Annotated in this window: 19 protein-coding genes; 5 read left to right on the top strand and 14 right to left on the bottom strand. The window is 72.4% G+C overall.

What is annotated here, in order from left to right; all coding sequences use genetic code 11:
• Positions 1-30: 30 nt before the first annotated feature.
• Positions 31-771, bottom strand: a complete 741-nt coding sequence (locus QSK20_RS11155; protein WP_285788515.1) for an enoyl-CoA hydratase/isomerase family protein — start codon at positions 769-771, stop codon at positions 31-33.
• Positions 768-1625, bottom strand: a complete 858-nt coding sequence (locus QSK20_RS11160; RefSeq protein ID WP_285788516.1) for a 3-hydroxyacyl-CoA dehydrogenase family protein — start codon at positions 1623-1625, stop codon at positions 768-770. Before QSK20_RS11160 ends, QSK20_RS11155 begins: the two co-directional genes overlap by 4 nt.
• A gap of 91 nt (positions 1626-1716) precedes the next feature.
• Between QSK20_RS11160 and QSK20_RS11165 the strand changes: the two genes are divergently transcribed.
• Positions 1717-1998, top strand: coding sequence for a hypothetical protein (locus tag QSK20_RS11165; RefSeq protein WP_088981214.1), 282 nt, complete (start codon positions 1717-1719; stop codon positions 1996-1998).
• A gap of 60 nt (positions 1999-2058) precedes the next feature.
• On the opposite strand, the gene QSK20_RS11170 is transcribed toward QSK20_RS11165, so the two are convergent.
• Entirely contained in the window at positions 2059-2838 is a 780-nt protein-coding gene (locus QSK20_RS11170) for a class I SAM-dependent methyltransferase (RefSeq protein ID WP_285788517.1), read from the bottom strand.
• A 54-nt stretch (positions 2839-2892) separates the two neighbouring features.
• Here QSK20_RS11170 and QSK20_RS11175 point away from each other — a divergent pair, with 54 nt between their 5' ends.
• Complete coding sequence (locus tag QSK20_RS11175; protein ID WP_285788518.1) at positions 2893-3270, top strand: PPOX class F420-dependent oxidoreductase; 378 nt, start codon at positions 2893-2895, stop codon at positions 3268-3270.
• 102 nt (positions 3271-3372) lie between these two features.
• Here the strand turns inward: QSK20_RS11175 and QSK20_RS11180 are convergent, their stop codons facing one another.
• Both QSK20_RS11180 and QSK20_RS11185 read right to left on the bottom strand, forming a co-directional pair.
• Positions 3373-3582, bottom strand: a complete 210-nt coding sequence (locus QSK20_RS11180) for a BldC family transcriptional regulator (RefSeq protein ID WP_007073996.1) — start codon at positions 3580-3582, stop codon at positions 3373-3375.
• A 251-nt stretch (positions 3583-3833) separates the two neighbouring features.
• On the bottom strand, positions 3834-4673 hold the full coding sequence (locus tag QSK20_RS11185) for a DUF8083 family protein (protein WP_285788519.1): 840 nt from the start codon (positions 4671-4673) through the stop codon (positions 3834-3836).
• Between the two features lie 175 nt (positions 4674-4848).
• On the opposite strand from QSK20_RS11185, the gene QSK20_RS11190 reads away from it, so the two are divergent.
• A complete protein-coding gene (locus QSK20_RS11190) occupies positions 4849-5931 on the top strand; it encodes a Glu/Leu/Phe/Val family dehydrogenase (protein ID WP_285788520.1) in 1083 nt (360 codons plus the stop codon).
• 340 nt (positions 5932-6271) lie between these two features.
• On the top strand, positions 6272-6487 hold the full coding sequence (locus tag QSK20_RS11195) for a DUF3073 domain-containing protein (RefSeq protein WP_088981219.1): 216 nt from the start codon (positions 6272-6274) through the stop codon (positions 6485-6487).
• A gap of 145 nt (positions 6488-6632) precedes the next feature.
• On the opposite strand, the gene amcA is transcribed toward QSK20_RS11195, so the two are convergent.
• The 5 genes from amcA to QSK20_RS11220 form a co-directional block, all read right to left on the bottom strand.
• A complete protein-coding gene (amcA, locus tag QSK20_RS11200; protein ID WP_285788521.1) occupies positions 6633-6869 on the bottom strand; it encodes a multiple cyclophane-containing RiPP AmcA in 237 nt (78 codons plus the stop codon).
• Positions 6838-7941 (bottom strand): cyclophane-forming radical SAM peptide maturase AmcB, encoded by a 1104-nt coding sequence (gene amcB, locus QSK20_RS11205; protein WP_285788688.1) that lies wholly within the window; start codon positions 7939-7941, stop codon positions 6838-6840. The genes amcA and amcB overlap by 32 nt, the downstream gene beginning before the upstream one ends.
• Before the next feature lie 133 nt (positions 7942-8074).
• Positions 8075-9232 carry a phosphoribosylformylglycinamidine cyclo-ligase gene (purM, locus tag QSK20_RS11210; protein ID WP_285788522.1) on the bottom strand — a complete coding sequence of 386 codons (1158 nt, stop codon included), beginning with the start codon at positions 9230-9232 and terminating at the stop codon, positions 8075-8077.
• Positions 9233-9325: 93 nt separating this feature from the next.
• Positions 9326-10891: an amidophosphoribosyltransferase gene (gene purF / locus QSK20_RS11215; RefSeq protein WP_285788523.1), complete on the bottom strand. Its 1566-nt coding sequence runs from the start codon at positions 10889-10891 to the stop codon at positions 9326-9328.
• 150 nt (positions 10892-11041) lie between these two features.
• A complete protein-coding gene (locus tag QSK20_RS11220; RefSeq protein WP_285788524.1) occupies positions 11042-11404 on the bottom strand; it encodes a sterol carrier family protein in 363 nt (120 codons plus the stop codon).
• Positions 11405-11605: 201 nt separating this feature from the next.
• Between QSK20_RS11220 and QSK20_RS11225 the strand changes: the two genes are divergently transcribed.
• Positions 11606-13525, top strand: coding sequence for a carboxypeptidase-like regulatory domain-containing protein (locus tag QSK20_RS11225; protein ID WP_285788525.1), 1920 nt, complete (start codon positions 11606-11608; stop codon positions 13523-13525).
• Positions 13526-13647: 122 nt separating this feature from the next.
• Here QSK20_RS11225 and QSK20_RS11230 read toward each other — a convergent pair whose 3' ends face one another.
• The 4 genes from QSK20_RS11230 to purS all read right to left on the bottom strand — a co-directional run bounded on the left by QSK20_RS11230 (position 13648) and on the right by purS (position 18178).
• On the bottom strand, positions 13648-14403 hold the full coding sequence (locus tag QSK20_RS11230) for a 2-phosphosulfolactate phosphatase (RefSeq protein WP_285788526.1): 756 nt from the start codon (positions 14401-14403) through the stop codon (positions 13648-13650).
• A gap of 4 nt (positions 14404-14407) precedes the next feature.
• The gene (gene purL / locus QSK20_RS11235; RefSeq protein WP_352232288.1) at positions 14408-17161 is read right to left on the bottom strand and encodes a phosphoribosylformylglycinamidine synthase subunit PurL; all 2754 of its coding nucleotides are present in this window, start codon (positions 17159-17161) and stop codon (positions 14408-14410) included.
• 73 nt (positions 17162-17234) lie between these two features.
• Positions 17235-17918, bottom strand: coding sequence for a phosphoribosylformylglycinamidine synthase subunit PurQ (purQ, locus tag QSK20_RS11240; protein ID WP_285788527.1), 684 nt, complete (start codon positions 17916-17918; stop codon positions 17235-17237).
• Complete coding sequence (gene purS / locus QSK20_RS11245; protein WP_285788528.1) at positions 17915-18178, bottom strand: phosphoribosylformylglycinamidine synthase subunit PurS; 264 nt, start codon at positions 18176-18178, stop codon at positions 17915-17917. Before purS ends, purQ begins: the two co-directional genes overlap by 4 nt.
• Positions 18179-18492 lie beyond the last annotated feature (314 nt).

Consider the following 18492-nt stretch of genomic DNA (forward strand, 5'->3'; position numbering starts at 1 on the left):
GTGGGGGCGGGTACGCCCCCCATCCCGTGCCTAGCGCGGTCGGCGCCGCTCCAGGAAGTCGGTCATCCGGCGGTACTTCTCGTCGTCCTCGAAGAGCACCGCCTGACTGACCAGGTCCAGGTGCGGGTGGGCCGCAGCCGGCGCGTCGACCGCCAGCTTGGTCAGTCGCAGCGCCAGCGCCGAGCCCTTCGCCATCTCGTCGAGCAGCTCGTGCGCGCAGGCCAGCAGCTCGTCCGGTTCCGGCACGACCCGGTTGACCAGCCCGATCCGCAGCGCCTCCTCGGCGTCCACCCGCCGGCCGGTGAAGAGCAGCTCCTTGGCCCGCGCCTCGCCGACCAGCGCCGGCAACCGGTGCGTCGCGCCCGCGCCGGCCAGGATCCCCAGCCGTACCTCCGGCTGGCCGAACACCGCCCGCGCCGTGCACACCCGTAGGTCACAGGCGTACGCCAGCTCCGCGCCGCCGCCGAGCGCCGGCCCGTCCACGGCCGCCACGGTCGGCAGCGGCAGGGCCCGGATCCGGGCGAAGGCCGCCGAGTTGATCGCGGCGAGCGCGTCCAGCCGTCCCCGCTCACGGAGCTGGCCGATGTCCGCGCCACCGGCGAAGATGCCGTCGGTGCCGCCGGTGAGCAGCAGCAACCGGGGCCGGGCCTCCAGTTCGGCGCAGATCTCGTGCAGCTGGCCGATCAGGTCCGCGTCGATGGCGTTGCGCTTCTCCGGCCGGTCCAGGGTCACCACCAGCCGGTCCGGCCGCTCCTCGATCCGCAGGCTCATGAGCGCCTACCCTCCACCCAGCGGTAGAAGCCCTGGCCGGACTTCTTGCCGAGCCGCCCCTGGGCGACCATCTCCGCCAACAGCGGCGGCGGCGCGAAGCGGTCCCCGTACGCGGCCTGGAGGGTGCGGGCGATGTCCAGCCGCACGTCGAGTCCGACGATGTCGGTCAGCTCCAGCGGCCCCACCGGGTGCCGGTAGCCGAGCACCATCGCCTTGTCGATGTCGGCGGGGCTGGCCACGCCGTCGGCGACCATCCGGATCGCCTCCAGCCCGAGGGCCACCCCGAGCCGGGAGGTGGCGAAGCCGGGCATGTCACGTACCACGACGGGGTCCTTGCCCAGCCGACGGGCGAGCGCGACGGCGGCGTCGGTGGTCTCCGGCGCGGTGGCCGGGCCGACCACGACCTCAAGCAGCGCCATCGCCCAGACCGGGTTGAAGAAGTGCAACCCCACGAAGCGCTCCGGCTGCGCCAGGCCGGCGGCCAGCTCGCCGATCGAGATGCTGGAGGTGTTGCTGCCCAGCAGCTCCGGCCGCAGCGCCGCCGCCTCGGCCAGCACCGCCCGCTTCAGCTCCAGTCGCTCCGGTACGGCCTCCACGAGCACCCCCGGCCCGGGAGCCACCTCGGTGAGCGAGGTACGCACCACCAGGCGCTCCCGGTTCGCCGCCGCCTCGTCGGCACCGAGTTTTCCACGCTGGACCGCCCGTTCCCAGAGCGACGCCAGCCGCGCCGGGGCGTCGGCGGCCCGGCCCGGATCCACCTCCACCAGCTCGACGGCGTGCCCCGCCCCGGCCGCCACGTACGCGATGCCGAGCCCCATGGTGCCGGCTCCGACGACGACGAAACGATCGTTCATGTGGCGACCCTATGCAGCCGCGATCCGGATGGCATGCGTGGGGGCGGCGGAAACCGGGTACTGCCGCCGGCAACCAAGGGAAGGACGATCGATGAACGAGGCGACCGGACAACCGTCGGAGACCGTCGAGACCCGGGGTGACCAGCGGGTGGAACTGCTCCGCGCGGACACCAACAACGACGGCCGCACCGACGTCTGGGTGGTCGACACCGACGGCGACGGCAGGGCCGACCTGTTCCAGTTCGACACCGACCACGACGGCAAGGTCGACATCACCATGGTCGACATCGACGAGGACGGCACTCCGGACGAGGTCGTCGACGGCGACGGCGGCCTGCCACCCCGCCAGCTCCCCCCGACCGTCCAGGTCTGACATACATGCAGGGGTCCCCTGTTACCGCTTTTTGAGTAACAGGGGGCCCCTGCTACCACCTCAGGCGGCGAGGCGGAGGAACGCCAGGTAGTACGGCGCGTCGCGGTCGTCGACGTCGACCAGCCGCCAGGGCGTGCCGTCGACCAGGGCGGCCAGTTCCTCGACGGAGCAGACCAGGTAGTCGAACCAGTCGGTGCCGAGTTCCCGGTACCGCAGCCGCAGCCGCAACTGGCCGCCGAGCCGCCCCTGCCGCCGGTTCCGCTCGTGGTAGCCGGTGTGCACCGGGTCCCGGGTGCCGTACGGGTCGGTGCCCTGCGCGATCACCTGGGCCCCCGGTCGGGCCATCGCCGCCAGCGCGGCCAGGAAGACGCGACCCCGTTCCACCCCCTCCAGCAGCCCGACGTTGTTGCCGAGCAGGAGGAAGGTGTCGTACCGCCGCCCGTCGGCGACGTGCGCGTCCACCGTGCCGTGCACCAGGTCCCGGACGCCGCGTCGGCGGCACACCGCCAACGCCCCGGGCGAGGTGTCCAGGCCGGTGACCGGGGTCCCCTGCTCCTGGAGGAGCAGGGCGATCCGGCCCGCGCCGACGCCGACGTCCAGCGTGGCGCCCCGGACCCGGCTCACCGCGCGCCGGTCGTACGGCTCCCAGTACGGCGGGCCGGCGAAGTAGTGCGCGGCGGGTGCGCCGTTGATCAACCCGTCGTCCCGCTCGATGATCTCGATGACCGGGCGCGGCAGCCGTCCACCGGCCAACGGCCGGGTCCCGGTGCCGGTCGCCACCGCGTACGCGTCCTTGATCATCGCGCCGAAGACGTCACCGGGTCGTGGTCCGCCACTCATAGGCTGCACGCTATCCGCCGTACCGGCCGGGCCGGTCGGCCGTATCGTGGCGGCGTGACTGATCTCGACGACCTGGCGGCGGAGAAGTACGTCCTGCTCACCACGTTCCGGCGGGACGGTCGGGCGGTGCCCACCCCGGTCTGGGCGGTGCGCGACGGGGACGCCCTGGCAATCTGGACGGTCGCCGACTCCGGCAAGGTCAAGCGGATCCGGCGGGACCCGACGGTGACCGTGGCGCCGTGCGACGTCCGGGGGCGTCCGCACGGACCGGCGGTCAAGGGGTACGCGACTCTCTGCCCACCGGCCGAGACCCGGCGGATCCGGGGCCTGCTGAAGCAGAAGTACCGACTGCTGGGGCGGCTGACCCTGCTCGGCAGCCGGTTGCGCCGGGGCGAGCAGGGCACGGTGGGCGTACGGGTGACCCTGGGCTGAGCGCCCGACGGGCCGGGCCGAGGCGAACGGGTCCGGACATGGTCAGGGGCGGCGGACCCTCGTCCGCCGCCCCTGATCCGGAACGTCTCTGTGCCTGCCGGGTCAGTCCCCCTGGCGTTGCTGGGGGATCTGTCCCTGGAGCAGGGCGCGTACCTCCGACTCGCGGTAACGACGGTGCCCGCCCAAGGTGCGGATCGCACTGAGCTTGCCCGCCTTCGCCCACCGGGTCACGGTCTTCGGGTCGACACGGAACATCGACGCCACCTCGGCCGGTGTGAGCAGCGGCTCTGGTTCGTGCGTTCGCGATGCCATCGGTCACTCCTCCACATGTATAGACATCGGCCGGGGTCCCGCCGGCCGACGCGTCTCCCATGGTCCGGCTAGTCCCCGATGTCCGACATGGGCCGAACGGCCGAAGGTCCCTAGACGGACGGATGAACCATGCCCGATTTATACGACTTTTATGCCCCAGAAACTACCTTATTCGGACTCATGATCACGGTTCGTGATGCGCCAATTACGAAGCCAGCTCTCGTTGGTGGCATTCATTGAGTGCTTTGTGGCTAGTTGCACCTTTCCAGCAGCTGCACCGCCCGCCACCGGGCGACCAGCTTGTCGTACGCCGCCGAAGCCTCCTCGGCCTCGCCCCGAGCCAGCCCGGCGAGCCCCGCCGCGACCAGGGCCGGCGAGTCGTCCGCCCGGAGGGTCTCCTCGGGAAGCAGGTCCACCAGGCCGCCGTAGTCCAGTTCCACCACCGACCGGGGGTGGAACTCCTCCAGCCAGCGGGCCGCCTCCTCGACCGCCTGGGTGATCGGCACCTCCCCCACCGACTTGCGCAGCACCGACAGGGCCCGTGAGGACCGTCGGCGGGCCTTGGAGATCTCCGTCCGGTAGCGCAGCACCCCACGCCCCGCCGCGACGTCCAGCTCCCGCTCCTCGGGGTCGACGAGGACGAACCAGCGCAACGGCACGCCCCAGGTCGAGATCTGCTCGTGCAACCGGGGCACCCCGTGCTCCAGCACCCGGGCGCCGCTGCGCCAGTCCTCCACCACGGCCTTCGCCTGACCGGCCAGCACCGGCGGGACGAACGCGTCGGCGAGCACCGCCGGCACGCCCTCGCGTGCGCTCAGCGCCGCCTCGGCCACCCGGACCCGCAGGTTCCACGGGCAGACCAGCATCGCCTCGCCGGTCTCCAGCACGTACGCCTCGTCCGGCAGGTCGGGCAGACGGGTCCAGCCCGCGCCGAGCGCCTCGATCACGGCCGTCCGCTGCCGGACCGGCCCCTCCTGCGGGGCCACCGCCCGGCCCTGGCGCACGTACGACCGCCAGTACTCCTGGCGGTCCCGGTCGAAGGCGGTCAGCGGCTCGTACACACGCAGATATGAAGCGAAGAGCGACGGCACGGCGCGATCCTCCCACGAAAGCCTGGTCCGACCGCGCTGACGTCCCTGATCCGCGACGACCACGGGAGGCGCTACGGAGACGATCCAGTACTAGGCTCGGCAGCGCCGGCACCATCCCGCCGGGCACCGCCAGGTTCATGTCCCACAAGGACACACACCGAGACCAGGAGCAGTCATGGGCGTATTCGCGAGCAGCGACGACCCGGGGTCGTCCGGACACGAACAGGTCGTCTTCTGCCAGGACAAGCAGACCGGGCTCAGGGCGATCATCGCGATCCACTCCACCGCGCTGGGCCCCGCACTCGGCGGGACGCGCTTCTATCCGTACGCCAGTGAGGCCGAGGCCCTCGCCGACGTGCTCGACCTGTCGCGCGGCATGGCCTACAAGAACGCACTGGCCGGGCTCGACCTCGGCGGGGGCAAGGCGGTCATCTGGGGCGATCCGGAGAAGCTCAAGAGCGAGGCGCTGCTGCGGGCCTACGGCCGCTTCGTGGAGTCGCTGCGCGGCCGCTACTACACCGCCTGTGACGTGGGCACCTACGTCGCGGACATGGACGTGATCGCCCGGGAGACCCGCTTCGTCACCGGTCGCAGCGTGGAGCACGGCGGAGCGGGCGACTCGTCCGTCCTCACCGCCTGGGGCGTCTTCCAGGGCATGCGGGCCGCCGCCGAGCACGTCTGGGGCACCCCGACGCTCGCCGGGCGCACCGTCGGCGTGGCCGGGCTGGGGAAGGTCGGCCGGCACCTCACCGGCCACCTGATCGACGACGGCGCGCGGGTGGTGGCCACCGACGTCAGCCCCCGGGCGTGCGAGTGGGCCCGGCAGACCTACCCGCAGGTCGAGCTGGTCTCGGACGCCACCGCGCTGATCACGGCCGACATCGACGTGTACGCCCCGTGCGCCCTGGGCGGCGCCCTGAACGACGACACGGTGCCGGCGCTGCGGGCGAAGGTCGTCGCCGGCGCGGCCAACAACCAGCTCGCCCACCCGGGCGTCGAGAAGCTCCTCGCCGAGCGGGGCGTCCTCTACGCCCCGGACTACGTGGTGAACGCCGGCGGGGTGATCCAGGTCGCCGACGAGATCGACGGCTTCAACTTCGAGCGGGCCAAGCTGCGGGCCACCCGGATCTACGACACCACCCGGGAGATCCTCCGGCTCGCCGACGCCGACGGGGTGCCGCCGGCCGAGGCCGCGGACCGCCTCGCCGAGCGCCGGATGGCGGACGTCGGCCGGCTCCGGACCATCCTGCTGCCCTGATCCCGTCCGGACCCGGGGGCGGGTGGTACGACCCGGTCCGCCCCCGGGAAGCCCCTTCCGAGACGCATACGACACTCATGTCGGGAATGACGCATTCATCGGTCCCGACACTCCGGGTCGGCGCGGACCGCTCCGGCGAGCGTCACGCCCACGTCCGAGGGCACTCCTTACCGGGTACACTTCGTAACGGCTGGTTGACTGCGACGCGCAGGGCCGGTCGACGGTAACCCGAGGTGCCGAACGTGGGCATCCCCATGTACCGTAAGAGCCACGAGAGATGCCTGACGTCATCGGGGCCCGCCTTCGGGCTGCCCCGAATTCTGTGCGAGGGGGTCGAGCCATGGGGCGCGGCCGTGCTAAGGCCAAGCAGACAAAGGTGGCCCGGGAGTTGAAGTACCACTCCCCGAACACCGACCTCGCCGCCTTGCAGCGAGAACTCGGCGGCAGCCGTAAGTCGGACCACGACTTCGACGACGACTACAAAGAGTACGTCGACGACGATGACGAGGACCATCCGGACGACGACTCGGATCCCTGGGTCCGTCCTGCCCGCTGACCCACGGTCACATCTGAGCACGCGGTAAGGCCCGCGTGCTCACGCATGTGCCCTGCGGGGTCCGGCGTACCAACTGATGATCGAGGGCCTGCGGTGCCCGCTGTCCGGCGTGCCCCGACAGGCCCTCGATCGACCTTCCGTGCCCTCACCTGGGCCGGTTGTTCCAGTTGTAGAACGTCGGGATGTTCTCGAAGTGGTTCCACGCGCAGACCGCGCTGGTGCCGTCCCCACCCGGGACCTCCGCCCGGAGCCGGCGTGCCGTCTCGGCCTCGTGCAGCAGTGCGGTAAGGCCCGCCTCGGCTTGGCGTACCCGCTCCGCGACGAGGTCGCTGGGCGTTCCTCCGACCGGCTCAGGCAGCCGGTGACCGGTGGTCTCGGGCATGTTCCAACACTCCCTCCAGTAGGCGGATCTTGCTGTTGCGGCAGTGCTCGGTCTCCGTACCGTCGAAGCGCCCCTGCTCGAAGTAGCGGTTGGCGGCGTGCCCGCCGCCGCAGAAGCCGAAGTACGGGCACGAGGCGCGGCACGCCTCGACACCGCTGAGGAACTCACCCACCCAGGACGTCCGCTCCGCGTCGGACAGGATCTCGGCCAACGGGGTGTCCAGCACGTTGCCGCTGCTGAAGTCTCCGTAACGGGAGTCGGAGAAGCCGGCCAGCTCCGGAGAGAGCAGCGTCACGGAGCCGTCGTGCCCGACCGTGGGAATCGGGTCCAGCCGCCGGGGCAGCACGTCGTCGGCCGTCCCGTCCAGCACCGCCGAGGCGTACCGCAGGGACCACTCCACCTCTCGGAGGTGGATCCGGGGATCGCGTCGCCAGGCGGCGACCAGCTCGGCCCAGAAGGCCGTCACCGTGGCGGCGTCGTGCGCGTTGCCCCGGAGGTTCACCCCCTCGGTCTCCTCGATGTTCACCCCGAGCACGTCACACCCCAGTTCGAGGAAGTAGTCGTACAGCTCGGTGGCGAGCCCGGGCTCCGGCCGGCTGACCACCGCGAGCGCGGAGAACGGCAGCCCGTGCCGGCGCAGCGTGGCCACCCCGCGCACGATCCGGTCGTACGCCGGCCGGCCGGCCCGGGTGACCCGTTCGGCGTTGCGGGCCCGCCCGCCGTCCACGCTGACGCTGACCCGCACCCGGTGTTCGGCGAAGAACGCGCACCAGTCGTCGTCGATCAGCGTGGCGTTGGTCTGGACGTGGTGCTCGACCGACGGCCCGAAGGGCGCGATCAGCGCGGCGAGGTGCTCCCGCCCGGCCGCGAGAGGCTCCCCGCCGTGCCACACCACCGAGAACCGGCCCTGTTCGGCCCAGGGGTCGACCGCCGCCGCCACCGCCTCGGCGACGGCGACCGGCATCCGCCGGTCCGCCGCCCGCAGTGGGAGGTAGCAGTACCGGCAGTCCAGGTTGCAGAGCGTGGTCGGCTGCATGACGACGTACGTCGGGACGGCGGCGACGCCGCGCATCCCGCTGAACGTCCGCTGCCGGGCCGGCATCGCCCTCCTTCGCCGCTCACCTGAGGAACCTTCAGGCTAGGCGGCGATGGCTGTCCGGGTGAACCCCTCATCGGGTGTACGACTGATCATCACATGGTGACCGTCACCCTCGGGTGTGCTGGCCCACCATCCGCACGTTGCCGGTGCCCTCGATGACCTCGCCGGCCTGCCAGGCGTCGACGCCCCGGCCGGCCAGGGTGGCCAGCGCCCGGTCGGCGTCCTCGGCCGAGACGATGGCGAACATGCCGACCCCCATGTTGAAGGTGGCCTCCATCTCCGCGTCCTCGATCCGGCCCTTGGCCTGGATCAGGTCGAAGATCGGCTGCGGCTTCCAGGTGGCCCGGTCGACCACCGCGTCGACGGTCTCCGGCAGGATCCGCACCAGGTTGCCGGGGATGCCGCCGCCGGTGACGTGGGCGATGGACCGCACCTCGGCCTCGGCGATCAGCTTCAGGCAGTCCTGCGCGTAGATCTTCGTGGGGGTGAGCAGCTCCTCACCGAGGGTGCGCTGCCGGCCGAAGTCGTCGATCACCACGTCGAGCCGCATCCGGCCCGCACCGAGCAGCACGTGACGCACCAGGGAGTAACCGTTGGAGTGCAGACCGGACGAGCGCATCGCGATCACGACGTCGCCCGCCTCGACCCGCTCCGGACCGAGGATGTCGCTCTCCTCGACCACACCGACCCCGGTGGCGGAGACGTCGTACTCGTCGGGGCGGAGCACCCCCGGGTGCTCGGCGGTCTCGCCGCCGAGCAGCGCGCAACCGGCGTACCGGCAGCCGTCGGCGATGCCCGCGCCGATCTCGGCGACCCGGTCCGGCACGACCTCGCCGCAGGCGATGTAGTCGAGCAGGAACAGCGGCTCGGCCCCGCACGCCACCAGGTCGTCGACCACCATCGCGACCAGGTCGATGCCGATCGTGTCGTGGATGTCGAGCTGCTGGGCGATGACCAGCTTCGTGCCCACCCCGTCCGTCGACGACGCCAGGATCGGGTTCGTGTACTTCTTCGTGTCCAACCGGAACAGGCCGGCGAAACCACCCAGGTCACCCAGCACCTCGGGCCGCCGGGTCTGCCGCACCTTCGACTTGAGCAGCTCCACCGCGCGGTCACCCGCCTCGATCGAGACCCCCGCCTCCGCGTACGACGCCGACCGCTTGCGGGCGGTACGACCCGTCCCGGCCGTCCAGGGCTGGCGCTCGCCACCGGTGCCGGACGGGCTGCTGCTTGCTGCGCCGTTGCGCTCGGACACGTGCGTCACGGTTCTCCCCTTTGTGGTCCTCGCGGTGCCGACACCGCGGCGGGTCCCGTCGACCCGTCGATCACTGCCGCCGGCGACCCGCGCCGGATGGTGCTATGGGCGGTGTACGGTCGCGCCGCCCGGAGTGGCGACGAGTGGTGGAGTGTCCCCGCGCTCCGCACCCTGGGGCGCGGGCCGGGCGGCCTCCGGCGTGGCACCGGTGACCCGGCGACCCACACCCTCGAGCACGTGCTTGCCGATCAGGTTTCCGGCCGGCAGCTCGATCGGGTACTCCCCGTCGAAGCAGGCCCGGCAGAGTCGGGTCTTCGGCTGCTCGGTCGCCGCGATCAACCCGGACAGTGAGACGTATCCCAGGGTGTCGGCGCCGATCGAACGACGGATGCCCTCGTTGTCCAGCCCGTTGGCCAGCAGCTCGGCCCGGGTGGCGAAGTCGATGCCGTAGAAGCAGGGCCAGCTCACCGGCGGCGAGGAGATCCGCACGTGCACCTCCAGGGCGCCCGCCTCACGCAGCATCCGCACGATGGCCCGCTGGGTGTTGCCCCGCACGATCGAGTCGTCCACCACCACCAGCCGCTTGCCCCGGACGTTCTCCCGCAGCGGGTTCAGCTTGAGTCGGATGCCGAGCTGACGCAGCGTCTGCGAGGGCTGGATGAAGGTCCGCCCGACGTACGGGTTCTTCATCAGACCCGCGCCGTACGTGATGCCGGACTCCTCCGCGTACCCGATCGCGGCCGGGGTGCCGGACTCCGGCACCGGGATGACCAGATCCGCCTCGACCGGGTGCTCCTTGGCCAGTTGCCGGCCGATCTGCACCCGGGTGGCGTGCACGTTGCGCCCGGCGAGGGTGGCGTCCGGGCGGGCGATGTAGACGTACTCGAAGAGGCAGCCCTTGGGCTCCGGGGCGGCGAACCGGGTGGAACGGAGCCCCTCGGCGTCGATGGCGATCAGCTCACCCGGCTCGACCTCGCGCACCACGCTCGCGCCGACGATGTCCAGGGCGGCGGTCTCGCTCGCGACCACCCAGCCCCGCTCCAGTCGGCCGAGCACCAGCGGACGGACGCCGTGCGGGTCCCGGGCGGCGTAGAGGGTGGTCTCGTCCATGAAGACGAAGCTGAACGCCCCCCGCAGCTTGGGCAGCACCTTCAACGCCGCCGCCTCGACGGACAGGTCGGGGTAGCTGGCCAGCAGCATCGTCACCAGGGACGTGTCGTTGGTCGAGCCGTCCGATCCGAGTCCCTGCTCGGCGACCTCGCGCTTGAGGTCGGCGGTGTTGACCAGGTTGCCGTTGTGGGCCAGGGCGACCGTCGTGCCGGCGCTGGTGGAGCGGATGGTCGGCTGGGCGTTCTCCCAGGTCGAGCCGCCGGTGGTCGAGTAGCGGGTGTGCCCGATCGCCAGGTGGCCGCGCAGGCTCGCCAGGGTGGGCTCGTCGAAGACCTGGGCCACCAGGCCGAGGTCCTTGTAGACCACGACGCTGGACCCGTCGCTCACCGCGATGCCGGCCGCCTCCTGGCCACGGTGCTGCAACGCGTACAACCCGAAGTAGGTGAGATTGGCGACCTCTTCCTCCGGCGCCCAGACCCCGAAGACGCCACAGGCGTCCTGGGGGCCGGGCCGCTGGGGGTCCAGGTCGTGGCTCAGCCGGCCGTCGCCTCGGGGCACCTGCCGCTCCCTCGTTGCTGTTCTGTCTGGGGTGGGTGTCGTGCACGCGCATCCGCGCGCTCTGCCGGGACGTCGACTCTTAGTGTACGCGAGCCCATAGTGATACCGACAGTCACGAACCCACTCCTATCGGTCATCGACAGATGGTGATCATCCCAGCTCCAGCGGGAGATGGGCGGAAAGATCCGCCCGAGTTCCACTCACCCGGACGCGACCCTCCGTGATCGCCACGCCCCATTCCAGTCGCCCCGAGGCGAGCGCGAGCCACACCTCCGGTGACATCTCCACCACGTTGGGTGGCGTGCCGCGGGTGTGTCGCGGGCCGGGAATGCACTGGACCGCGCCGTAAGGTGGAATCCGCACCTCCACCGATCGGCCGGGGGCGCATTCCGCGAGGATCGCCAGCAGCGTCCGGACCGCGTCCCGCAGGACCGGCCGTTCTGGCGTACGCCCTTCGTCAAGCGCCACGAGGGCCGCCGTGACCGTGGCGGACTTTATGTGCGGAGAGGACACGACGGGACGATACGACCCGCCAGTAGGGTTACCGACGCTGGCCCTGGGTCGCGCTCGTCCGGCCCGACAAGGCATAGTTGCCGACGGCGTTATTCAAACCGTGATGATCCCCGGGGCCCGGCCCCCACCGGGCCGGGGAAGTCAGACCGGAAGGCGGTGGACGTGTCAACACACCGACGAGCCTGGAAACAACGGGCCGGTGTGGTCGTAGCGCTGGTTGCCGGCGCACTGCTCGCCATCCCCGCCACACCCGCCCTGGCCGCCAACGTCAGCGTCTCCCCCGGATCGGTCACCCTCCAGGCGGGCAGCGACGCCACCGTCACGGTGCAGGTCAACCCCGGCGGGCAGGACGACGAGGCGCGGATCAGCGTCACCGGGCTGCCGTCCGGCGTGAGCTGCTCGGGATGCAACAGCGAGGTCGAGTTCGACCTGCCGGGTCAGCAGAAGTCCGTCCTGCTCACCCTCCGGGCGAGCGACAGCGCGCGGGCCGCCAACGGCGCGGTGACCGTCCGGGTGGAGGCCGAATCCGGCCCGGCCACGGCCAACTTCAACCTGACGGTGCAGGCCCGGCAGGCCGAGCCGTCCCCGACGCAGGCGCAGACCGTGCGGCGGATCTCCGGCAGGGTGACCAACGCCACCAACGGCGATCCGGTGCCCAACGCCACCGTGGCCCTGATGGACGCCCAGCGTCGTCAGTACACGAAGACCACGGACGAGGACGGCGACTGGCGGTTCGACGGCTCCGCCGAGAACCCGATCGCCCCCGGCGCGATCGTCCTCGGCGCGAGCTTCAACGACGTCCGTAAGACCGTCACGATCAACGCCAGCGCCGGCCAGAGCGTCACCGGGCAGCGAATCTCCCTCAGCCTGCCGGTCGAGGCGACCGCCACCCCCACGCCGGGCGCCACGGAGGACCCGGTACCGACCGAGGAACCCACCGAGGAGACCAGCGAGGAGCCCGGCGCCACTCCCGGGGCGACGAACAACGCCGCCGAGGAGGACTCCGGCGGGTTCGGCTCCTGGCTGCTGATCATCCTCGGCGGCCTCTTCGTGGCCATCGGCGTCGGCACCATCGTGCTGCTCTGGATGAGGCGCCGGGAGAACCCCGACGACGAGGACGCCGAGGACGGCGGCGCGGCGGCAGGGGCGGTCCCGGCCGCGCGCGGGTCGTACCGCGGCGGCGCGGACGACGCGACCCGAGTGGTGAACCGGGTCGGCCCCGACGCGACCATGGTCGGTGGCGCCTCCCTCGCGGACGCGCCCACGATGATGCACAACCGGCCGCTCGTCGACGACGTCCCTCCGGACCCGTACGGCGCGCCGCCGCCCCAGCCCGGACAGGGCTACGGCTCGGCCGGCCAGGGCGGCTGGGCCGGAGGTGGCTACGGCGACCCGGGCCAGACCCAGGCCGGTGGCTACGGCACGGGCGGCTACGGCAGCAACGCGCCCGCTTCCGGCAGCCCCTACGGGACCGCTCCCTCGTCGGGCAGCCCGTACGGCAGCGCGCCCGCGTCGGGCGGCGGCTACGGCAGCGCCCCCTCCTCCGGCAGCCCGTACGGCAGCGCGCCGTCCTCGGGCGGTGGCTACGGTGGCCAGCAGGACTACGGCAACTCCGGTGGCGGCTACACCCCGCCGGGGCAGGGCGGTGGCTACGGCGACCAGTACAACGAGCCGACCGGCCGCTACTCCGAGGGCACCCAGGCGTACACCCCGCCGGCGGACCCGTACCCCACCTCGACCTACCAACCCCCGGAGGGGGGCTACGGCCAGGACCCGGGCGGCGGCTACGGCCGGGGCCAGGAGCCGACCGGTGGCTACGGCGGCTACGACCAGCAGGGCGGGTACGGCAACCAGCAGGGCGGCTACGGCCAGGATCCGCAGCAGGGCGGTGGCTACGGCTCCGGCCGTGGCGGCTACGACCAGCAGGGCGGGTACGGCAACCAGCAGGGCGGGTACGGCCAGGATCCGCAACAGGGCGGCTACGGCGGCCAGCAGGGCGGCTACGGCCAACCCGCCGGCGGCTACGGTGACTACGACCAGCACCAGGGTGGTCGGGGCCGGGACGGTCAGCCCCCGCAGCAGGACCGGGGCAACCGCCGCCTGGACTGGCTGGACGACTGACCCGTCCCGGGGCTCGTTCCCCGTTCGCGTGACGGACGTCGGCGGCGATGTGGATCTCCCACATCGCCGCCGACTCTTTGGCACCGGGACGGGTGCCGCACGGCAGTCCGGGTACGTGCGGCTCAGGCGGCGGAGAAGACGCCGTGGCGCAGCACCGGCACCACCGTCGAGACCCCGACCTGGACCGCGATGTCGACGTCACCGGCGAAGCCCCGCTCGACGAGTTCCCGCCCGGAGACACAGCCCCGCACGGCGGCCGGCACGTCGGGGGTGCTCGCCAACGCGGCGAGCGCCATCGCCGCCTCCACCGAGAGCCCACCCGGGACCCCGGAGAGCGCGTCGAGGACACACGCCGCGCCCAACTGGTCCTCCACCGAGGGACGCAGTGAGCCGTCCGGCCAGCGCTCGCCCGAGGCGACCACCCCGATCGGCGCGTCGACGGTGCCGTACCCCCGCTCGCGCAGCCAGTGCCCGACGGCGTCGGCGTTGCGCAGGCAGGCCGCCACCACCGGCAGGCCGGTCGCGCTGGCCGCCGCGCAGATCGCCGAGCCGTTCGGCGACGGCAGCACCAGGTCGGGCACGACCGGTGCGGTCCGCAGCGCCGCCGGCGAGAGCGACCACGGGTGGTCCCGGGTCACCTGACGCCGTCCGACCGCCGCCACCGCGCCCACCCGAAGCGCGTAGTCGGCGGCCTGCTCGCCCCAGGGGAACGGGTGGACCCGCACCCCTCGGGCGACCGCGACCTCCACGGAGGTGGTGAAGGAGAGCACGTCCACCACCACCAGGACGGCACAGACCCGGCCGAGTTCCGCCGCGCCGGCGAGCCCCCAGTCGAACCGGGCACCCGTACCGGGCTGGGTGTGGACCGCCGCGGACACGGCCTCAGTGCCGGTCGGTCGCGGTGTTCTCCCCGGCTGCGTCGACGTCGGCCGTCGGCGTGTCCCGGGTCTCGCCCGTGGACGGGTCGTCGACGTCCGCGACCGGCTGGTCGGCGGTCGCCACCGGGTCGACGTCGACCGGATCGGCTCCGGTCGCGGCGCGCTCCGTGGCCGGCGTGGTCCCACCGGCCGAGGCGGCCTCGACGGCCGTCGCGGAGCCGGCGACCGCTTCCGGACCGGACGTGTCGACCGCACCGGAGGTGACGGACCCGTCCCCGACCGGCGTCACCCCGGCCACCGGCACCGCCTCGACGGCTCCGGCCACCCCGGTCGCCGGAGCGGGCACGTCGACCACCTCGGCGGCACCGAAGAGCTGCGGCAGGGTCGCGGTGTACGCGTCCCGCAGCTCGTCCAGGCCGACCTGGAACTGGCCGCGCACCTCCAGCACACCGCCGGTCGGGTCGGTGACCCCGATCGCCTCCACCGGCACCCCGCGCTCGGCACAGAGGGCGGTGAACGCCTTCTCGTGTCCGCGCGGCACCGAGACCAGGGCCCGCGTCGCGGACTCGCTGAAGAGGTAGACGAACGGCAGCGAGCCGGTGGCGAAGCGCTCCGGCAGGGCGATCCGCGCGCCGATGCCCCGACGCAGGCAGGACTCGACCAGGCTCTGGGCGAGACCACCGTCGGAGAGGTCGTGCGCCGAGCTGAGGTGCCCGACCCGGGCGGCCTCGGCCAGCAGGTCGCCCAGCGCCTGCTCGCGGGCCAGGTCGACCCGGGGCGGCACGCCGCCGAGGTGACCGTGGGTCACCCAGGCCCACTCGGAGCCGGACAGCTCGTTGCGGGTCTCGCCGAGCAGGAAGATCAGGTCGTGCTCGCCCGCCGGCCGGGACGCGAAGCCCATCGGCACCCGGGTGGCGACGTCGTCCAGCACGCCGAGCACGCCGACCACCGGGGTCGGGTGGATGGCCGCCGCGCCGGTCTGGTTGTAGAAGCTGACGTTGCCGCCGGTGACCGGGATGCCCAGCTCCAGGCAGCCGTCCGCGAGGCCGCGTACCGCCTCGGCGAACTGCCACATCACGCCCGGGTCCTCGGGCGAGCCGAAGTTCAGGCAGTTGGTGACCGCGATCGGCTTGGCCCCGGTGACCGCGACGTTCCGGTACGCCTCGGCGAGCGCCAGTTTGGTGCCCTGGTACGGGTCGAGGCGGGCGTAGCGGCCGTTGCCGTCCACCGAGAGGGCGACGCCCAGCCCGGTGCGCTCGTCGATCCGGATCACGCCGGAGTCCTCGGGCTGGGCGAGCACGGTGTTGCCCAGCACGTACCGGTCGTACTGCTCGGTGACCCAGGTGCGGTCGCAGAGGTTCGGCGACGCGATCATGCGGAGCAGGGTGTCCCGCAGCGCGTCCGGCGTGGCCGGGCGGGGCAGCGTCTCGGCCCGGTCGGCCTGGAGCAGGATCAGGTCGGCCGGCTCCCGCATCGGGCGGGCGTAGACCGGCCCGTCGTCGACCAGCGAACCGGGCGGCACGTCCACCACGAGTTGGTCACGCCAGGTGACGTAGAGCCGGCCGGGCTGCCCGTCCGGCGTCGGCGCGGTGACCTCGCCGATGGCGGTGGCGAGCACGCCCCACTTGTCGGCGACCTTGAGCACCGCCTCCAGCTTCTCCGGCTCGACCACCAGGAGCATCCGCTCCTGGGACTCGCTGGCGAGGATCTCGTGCGGATCCATCGAGGGCTCGCGCAGCGGCACCCGCTCCAGCCAGACCCGCATGCCGGTGCCGGCCGCCGCGGCGGTCTCGGTGAGCGCGCAGGTGAGCCCGGCACCGCCGAGGTCCTGGATGCCGACGACCAGTTCGGCGTCGTACAGCTCCAGGCAGGCCTCGATCAGCAGCTTCTCGATGAACGGGTCACCGACCTGCACCGACGGGCGGCGCTGCTCGCTGCCCTCGTCGAAGGTGGCGCTGGCCAGCACCGACACGCCGCCGATGCCGTCCCGGCCGGTCTTGGCGCCCATCAGCACCACGACGTTGCCGGGGCCGGCGGCCTCCTTCTTCTGGAGCCGGTCGACCGGCAGCACGCCGAGGCAGAGCGCGTTGACCAGGGGGTTGCCCTGGTAGCAGGGGTCGAAGACCACCTCGCCGCCGATGTTGGGCAGGCCGAGGCAGTTGCCGTACCCGCCGACGCCGGCCACCACGCCGGGCAGCACCCGGGCGGTGTCGGGGTGGTCGGCCGCGCCGAAGCGCAGTGGGTCCATCACCGCGACCGGACGCGCGCCCATGGCGAGGATGTCCCGGACGATGCCGCCGACGCCGGTCGCCGCGCCCTGGTACGGCTCGACGAAGCTCGGGTGGTTGTGCGACTCGACCTTGAAGGTCACCGCCAGCTCGTCGGAGATCTGGACCACGCCCGCGTTCTCACCGATGCCGGCGAGCAGCCGGTCGCTCGGCGGGGCCTTCTCGCCGAACTGGCGCAGGTGCACCTTGCTCGACTTGTAGGAGCAGTGCTCGCTCCACATGATCGAGTACATCGCCAGCTCGGACTGGGTGGGGCGACGGTCGAGGATCTGCCGGATCCGCTCGTACTCGTCGTCACGCAGGCCCAGCTCGGCGTAGGGCTGCAACTCGTCCGGGGTGTCCGTGGCGCGGGGCACGGTGTCGAGGCGGCCGAACGGGCCGGCGGGGCCGGCCGGGGCGGCGGCCACCGGACGCGGCGCGGCCGGGGCGCCCGGGGTGGGGTGCGCCGCCGGGTCCGGGTGGGTGGTCATGACCTCTCCTCGTTGCGCTCGTGGCCACCGCGTCGGGGGTGGCTGAGCCGACCGTTGTTCCGGTGGGGCTGGCTCACGCCGGCGCTCCCACCAGGTGCTTGAGGACCGAGGTGAAGAAGCCGAGCCCGTCCAGGGACGGGCCGGTGAGCGCCTCCACCGCGTGCTCCGGGTGCGGCATGATGCCGACCACGTTGCCGGCGGAGTTGGTGATCGCGGCGATGTCCCGCTGCGACCCGTTCGGGTTGCCGCCGAGGTAGCGGGCGACGACCTGGCCCTCACCCTCCAGCCGGTCCAGGGTCGCGGTGTCGGCGACGTAGCAGCCCTCGCCGTTCTTGACCGGGATCAGGATCTCCTGGCCGGGCTGGTACGTGTTCGTCCAGGCGGTGCCGGTCGTCTCGACCCGCAGGAGCTGGTCCCGGTTACGGAAGTGCAGGTGCTGGTTGCGGGTGAGCGCACCCGGCAGCAGGTGCGCCTCGCAGAGGATCTGGAAGCCGTTGCAGATGCCCAGGACGGGGAGCCCGCCCCGGGCGGCGTCGACGATCGTCTCCATCACCGGGGCGAACCGGGCGATCGCCCCGCAGCGCAGGTAGTCGCCGTAGGAGAAGCCGCCGGGCAGCACCACGGCGTCGACGCCGTGCAGGTCGGCGTCGCCGTGCCAGAGACGGACCGGCTCACCTCCGGCGATCCGGACGGCCCGGGCGGCGTCCCCGTCGTCGAGCGAACCGGGGAAGGTGACCACGCCGATGCGGGCGGTCACGGCCGCGCTTCCACAGCGTCGTCGGCCTCGACGAGGCGGACGGTGAAGTCCTCGATGACCGGGTTCGCGAGCAGCTTGTCGGCGATCTCCCGAGCGCGGTCCAGGTCCGGTTCACCGGTAAAGTCGATCTCGATACGCCGGCCGATCCGGACGGAGGCGACGTCACTGACGCCGAGCCGCGGCAGCGCGTTTGCGACGGCCTGGCCCTGCGGATCGAGAATCTCGGGCTTGAGCATGACGTCGACGACGACGCGAGGCACTGGGCACTCCTGACTGTGTACGCAGTTGGGTGCCGACCCACAAAGGGGCGAGCGCAGCCAGCCTACCTGGCAGATAGCGGTCCGGACGCACCGGCCGGCGACAGCCGGCGCAGTGATCCACATTACCGAGCGCAACCGGCGGTGGCCAGCACCCGGCGGGCCGCGCCGGTCGTGTCGCGCCGGCCCTCCGGCGGGCACCGGGGCAACCTGATATGTAGCGAGCGGTATCGATGCAACTCTTGTCGGCGAGCGCGGCGAACCCCTACTGTACGTCGACAGATATCGATGGCAGTCCGGCCGTCCGGCGGATCCAC

This window comes from Micromonospora sp. NBRC 101691 (assembly GCF_030269285.1).
In the GTDB taxonomy this organism is placed as follows: domain Bacteria; phylum Actinomycetota; class Actinomycetes; order Mycobacteriales; family Micromonosporaceae; genus Micromonospora; species Micromonospora echinospora.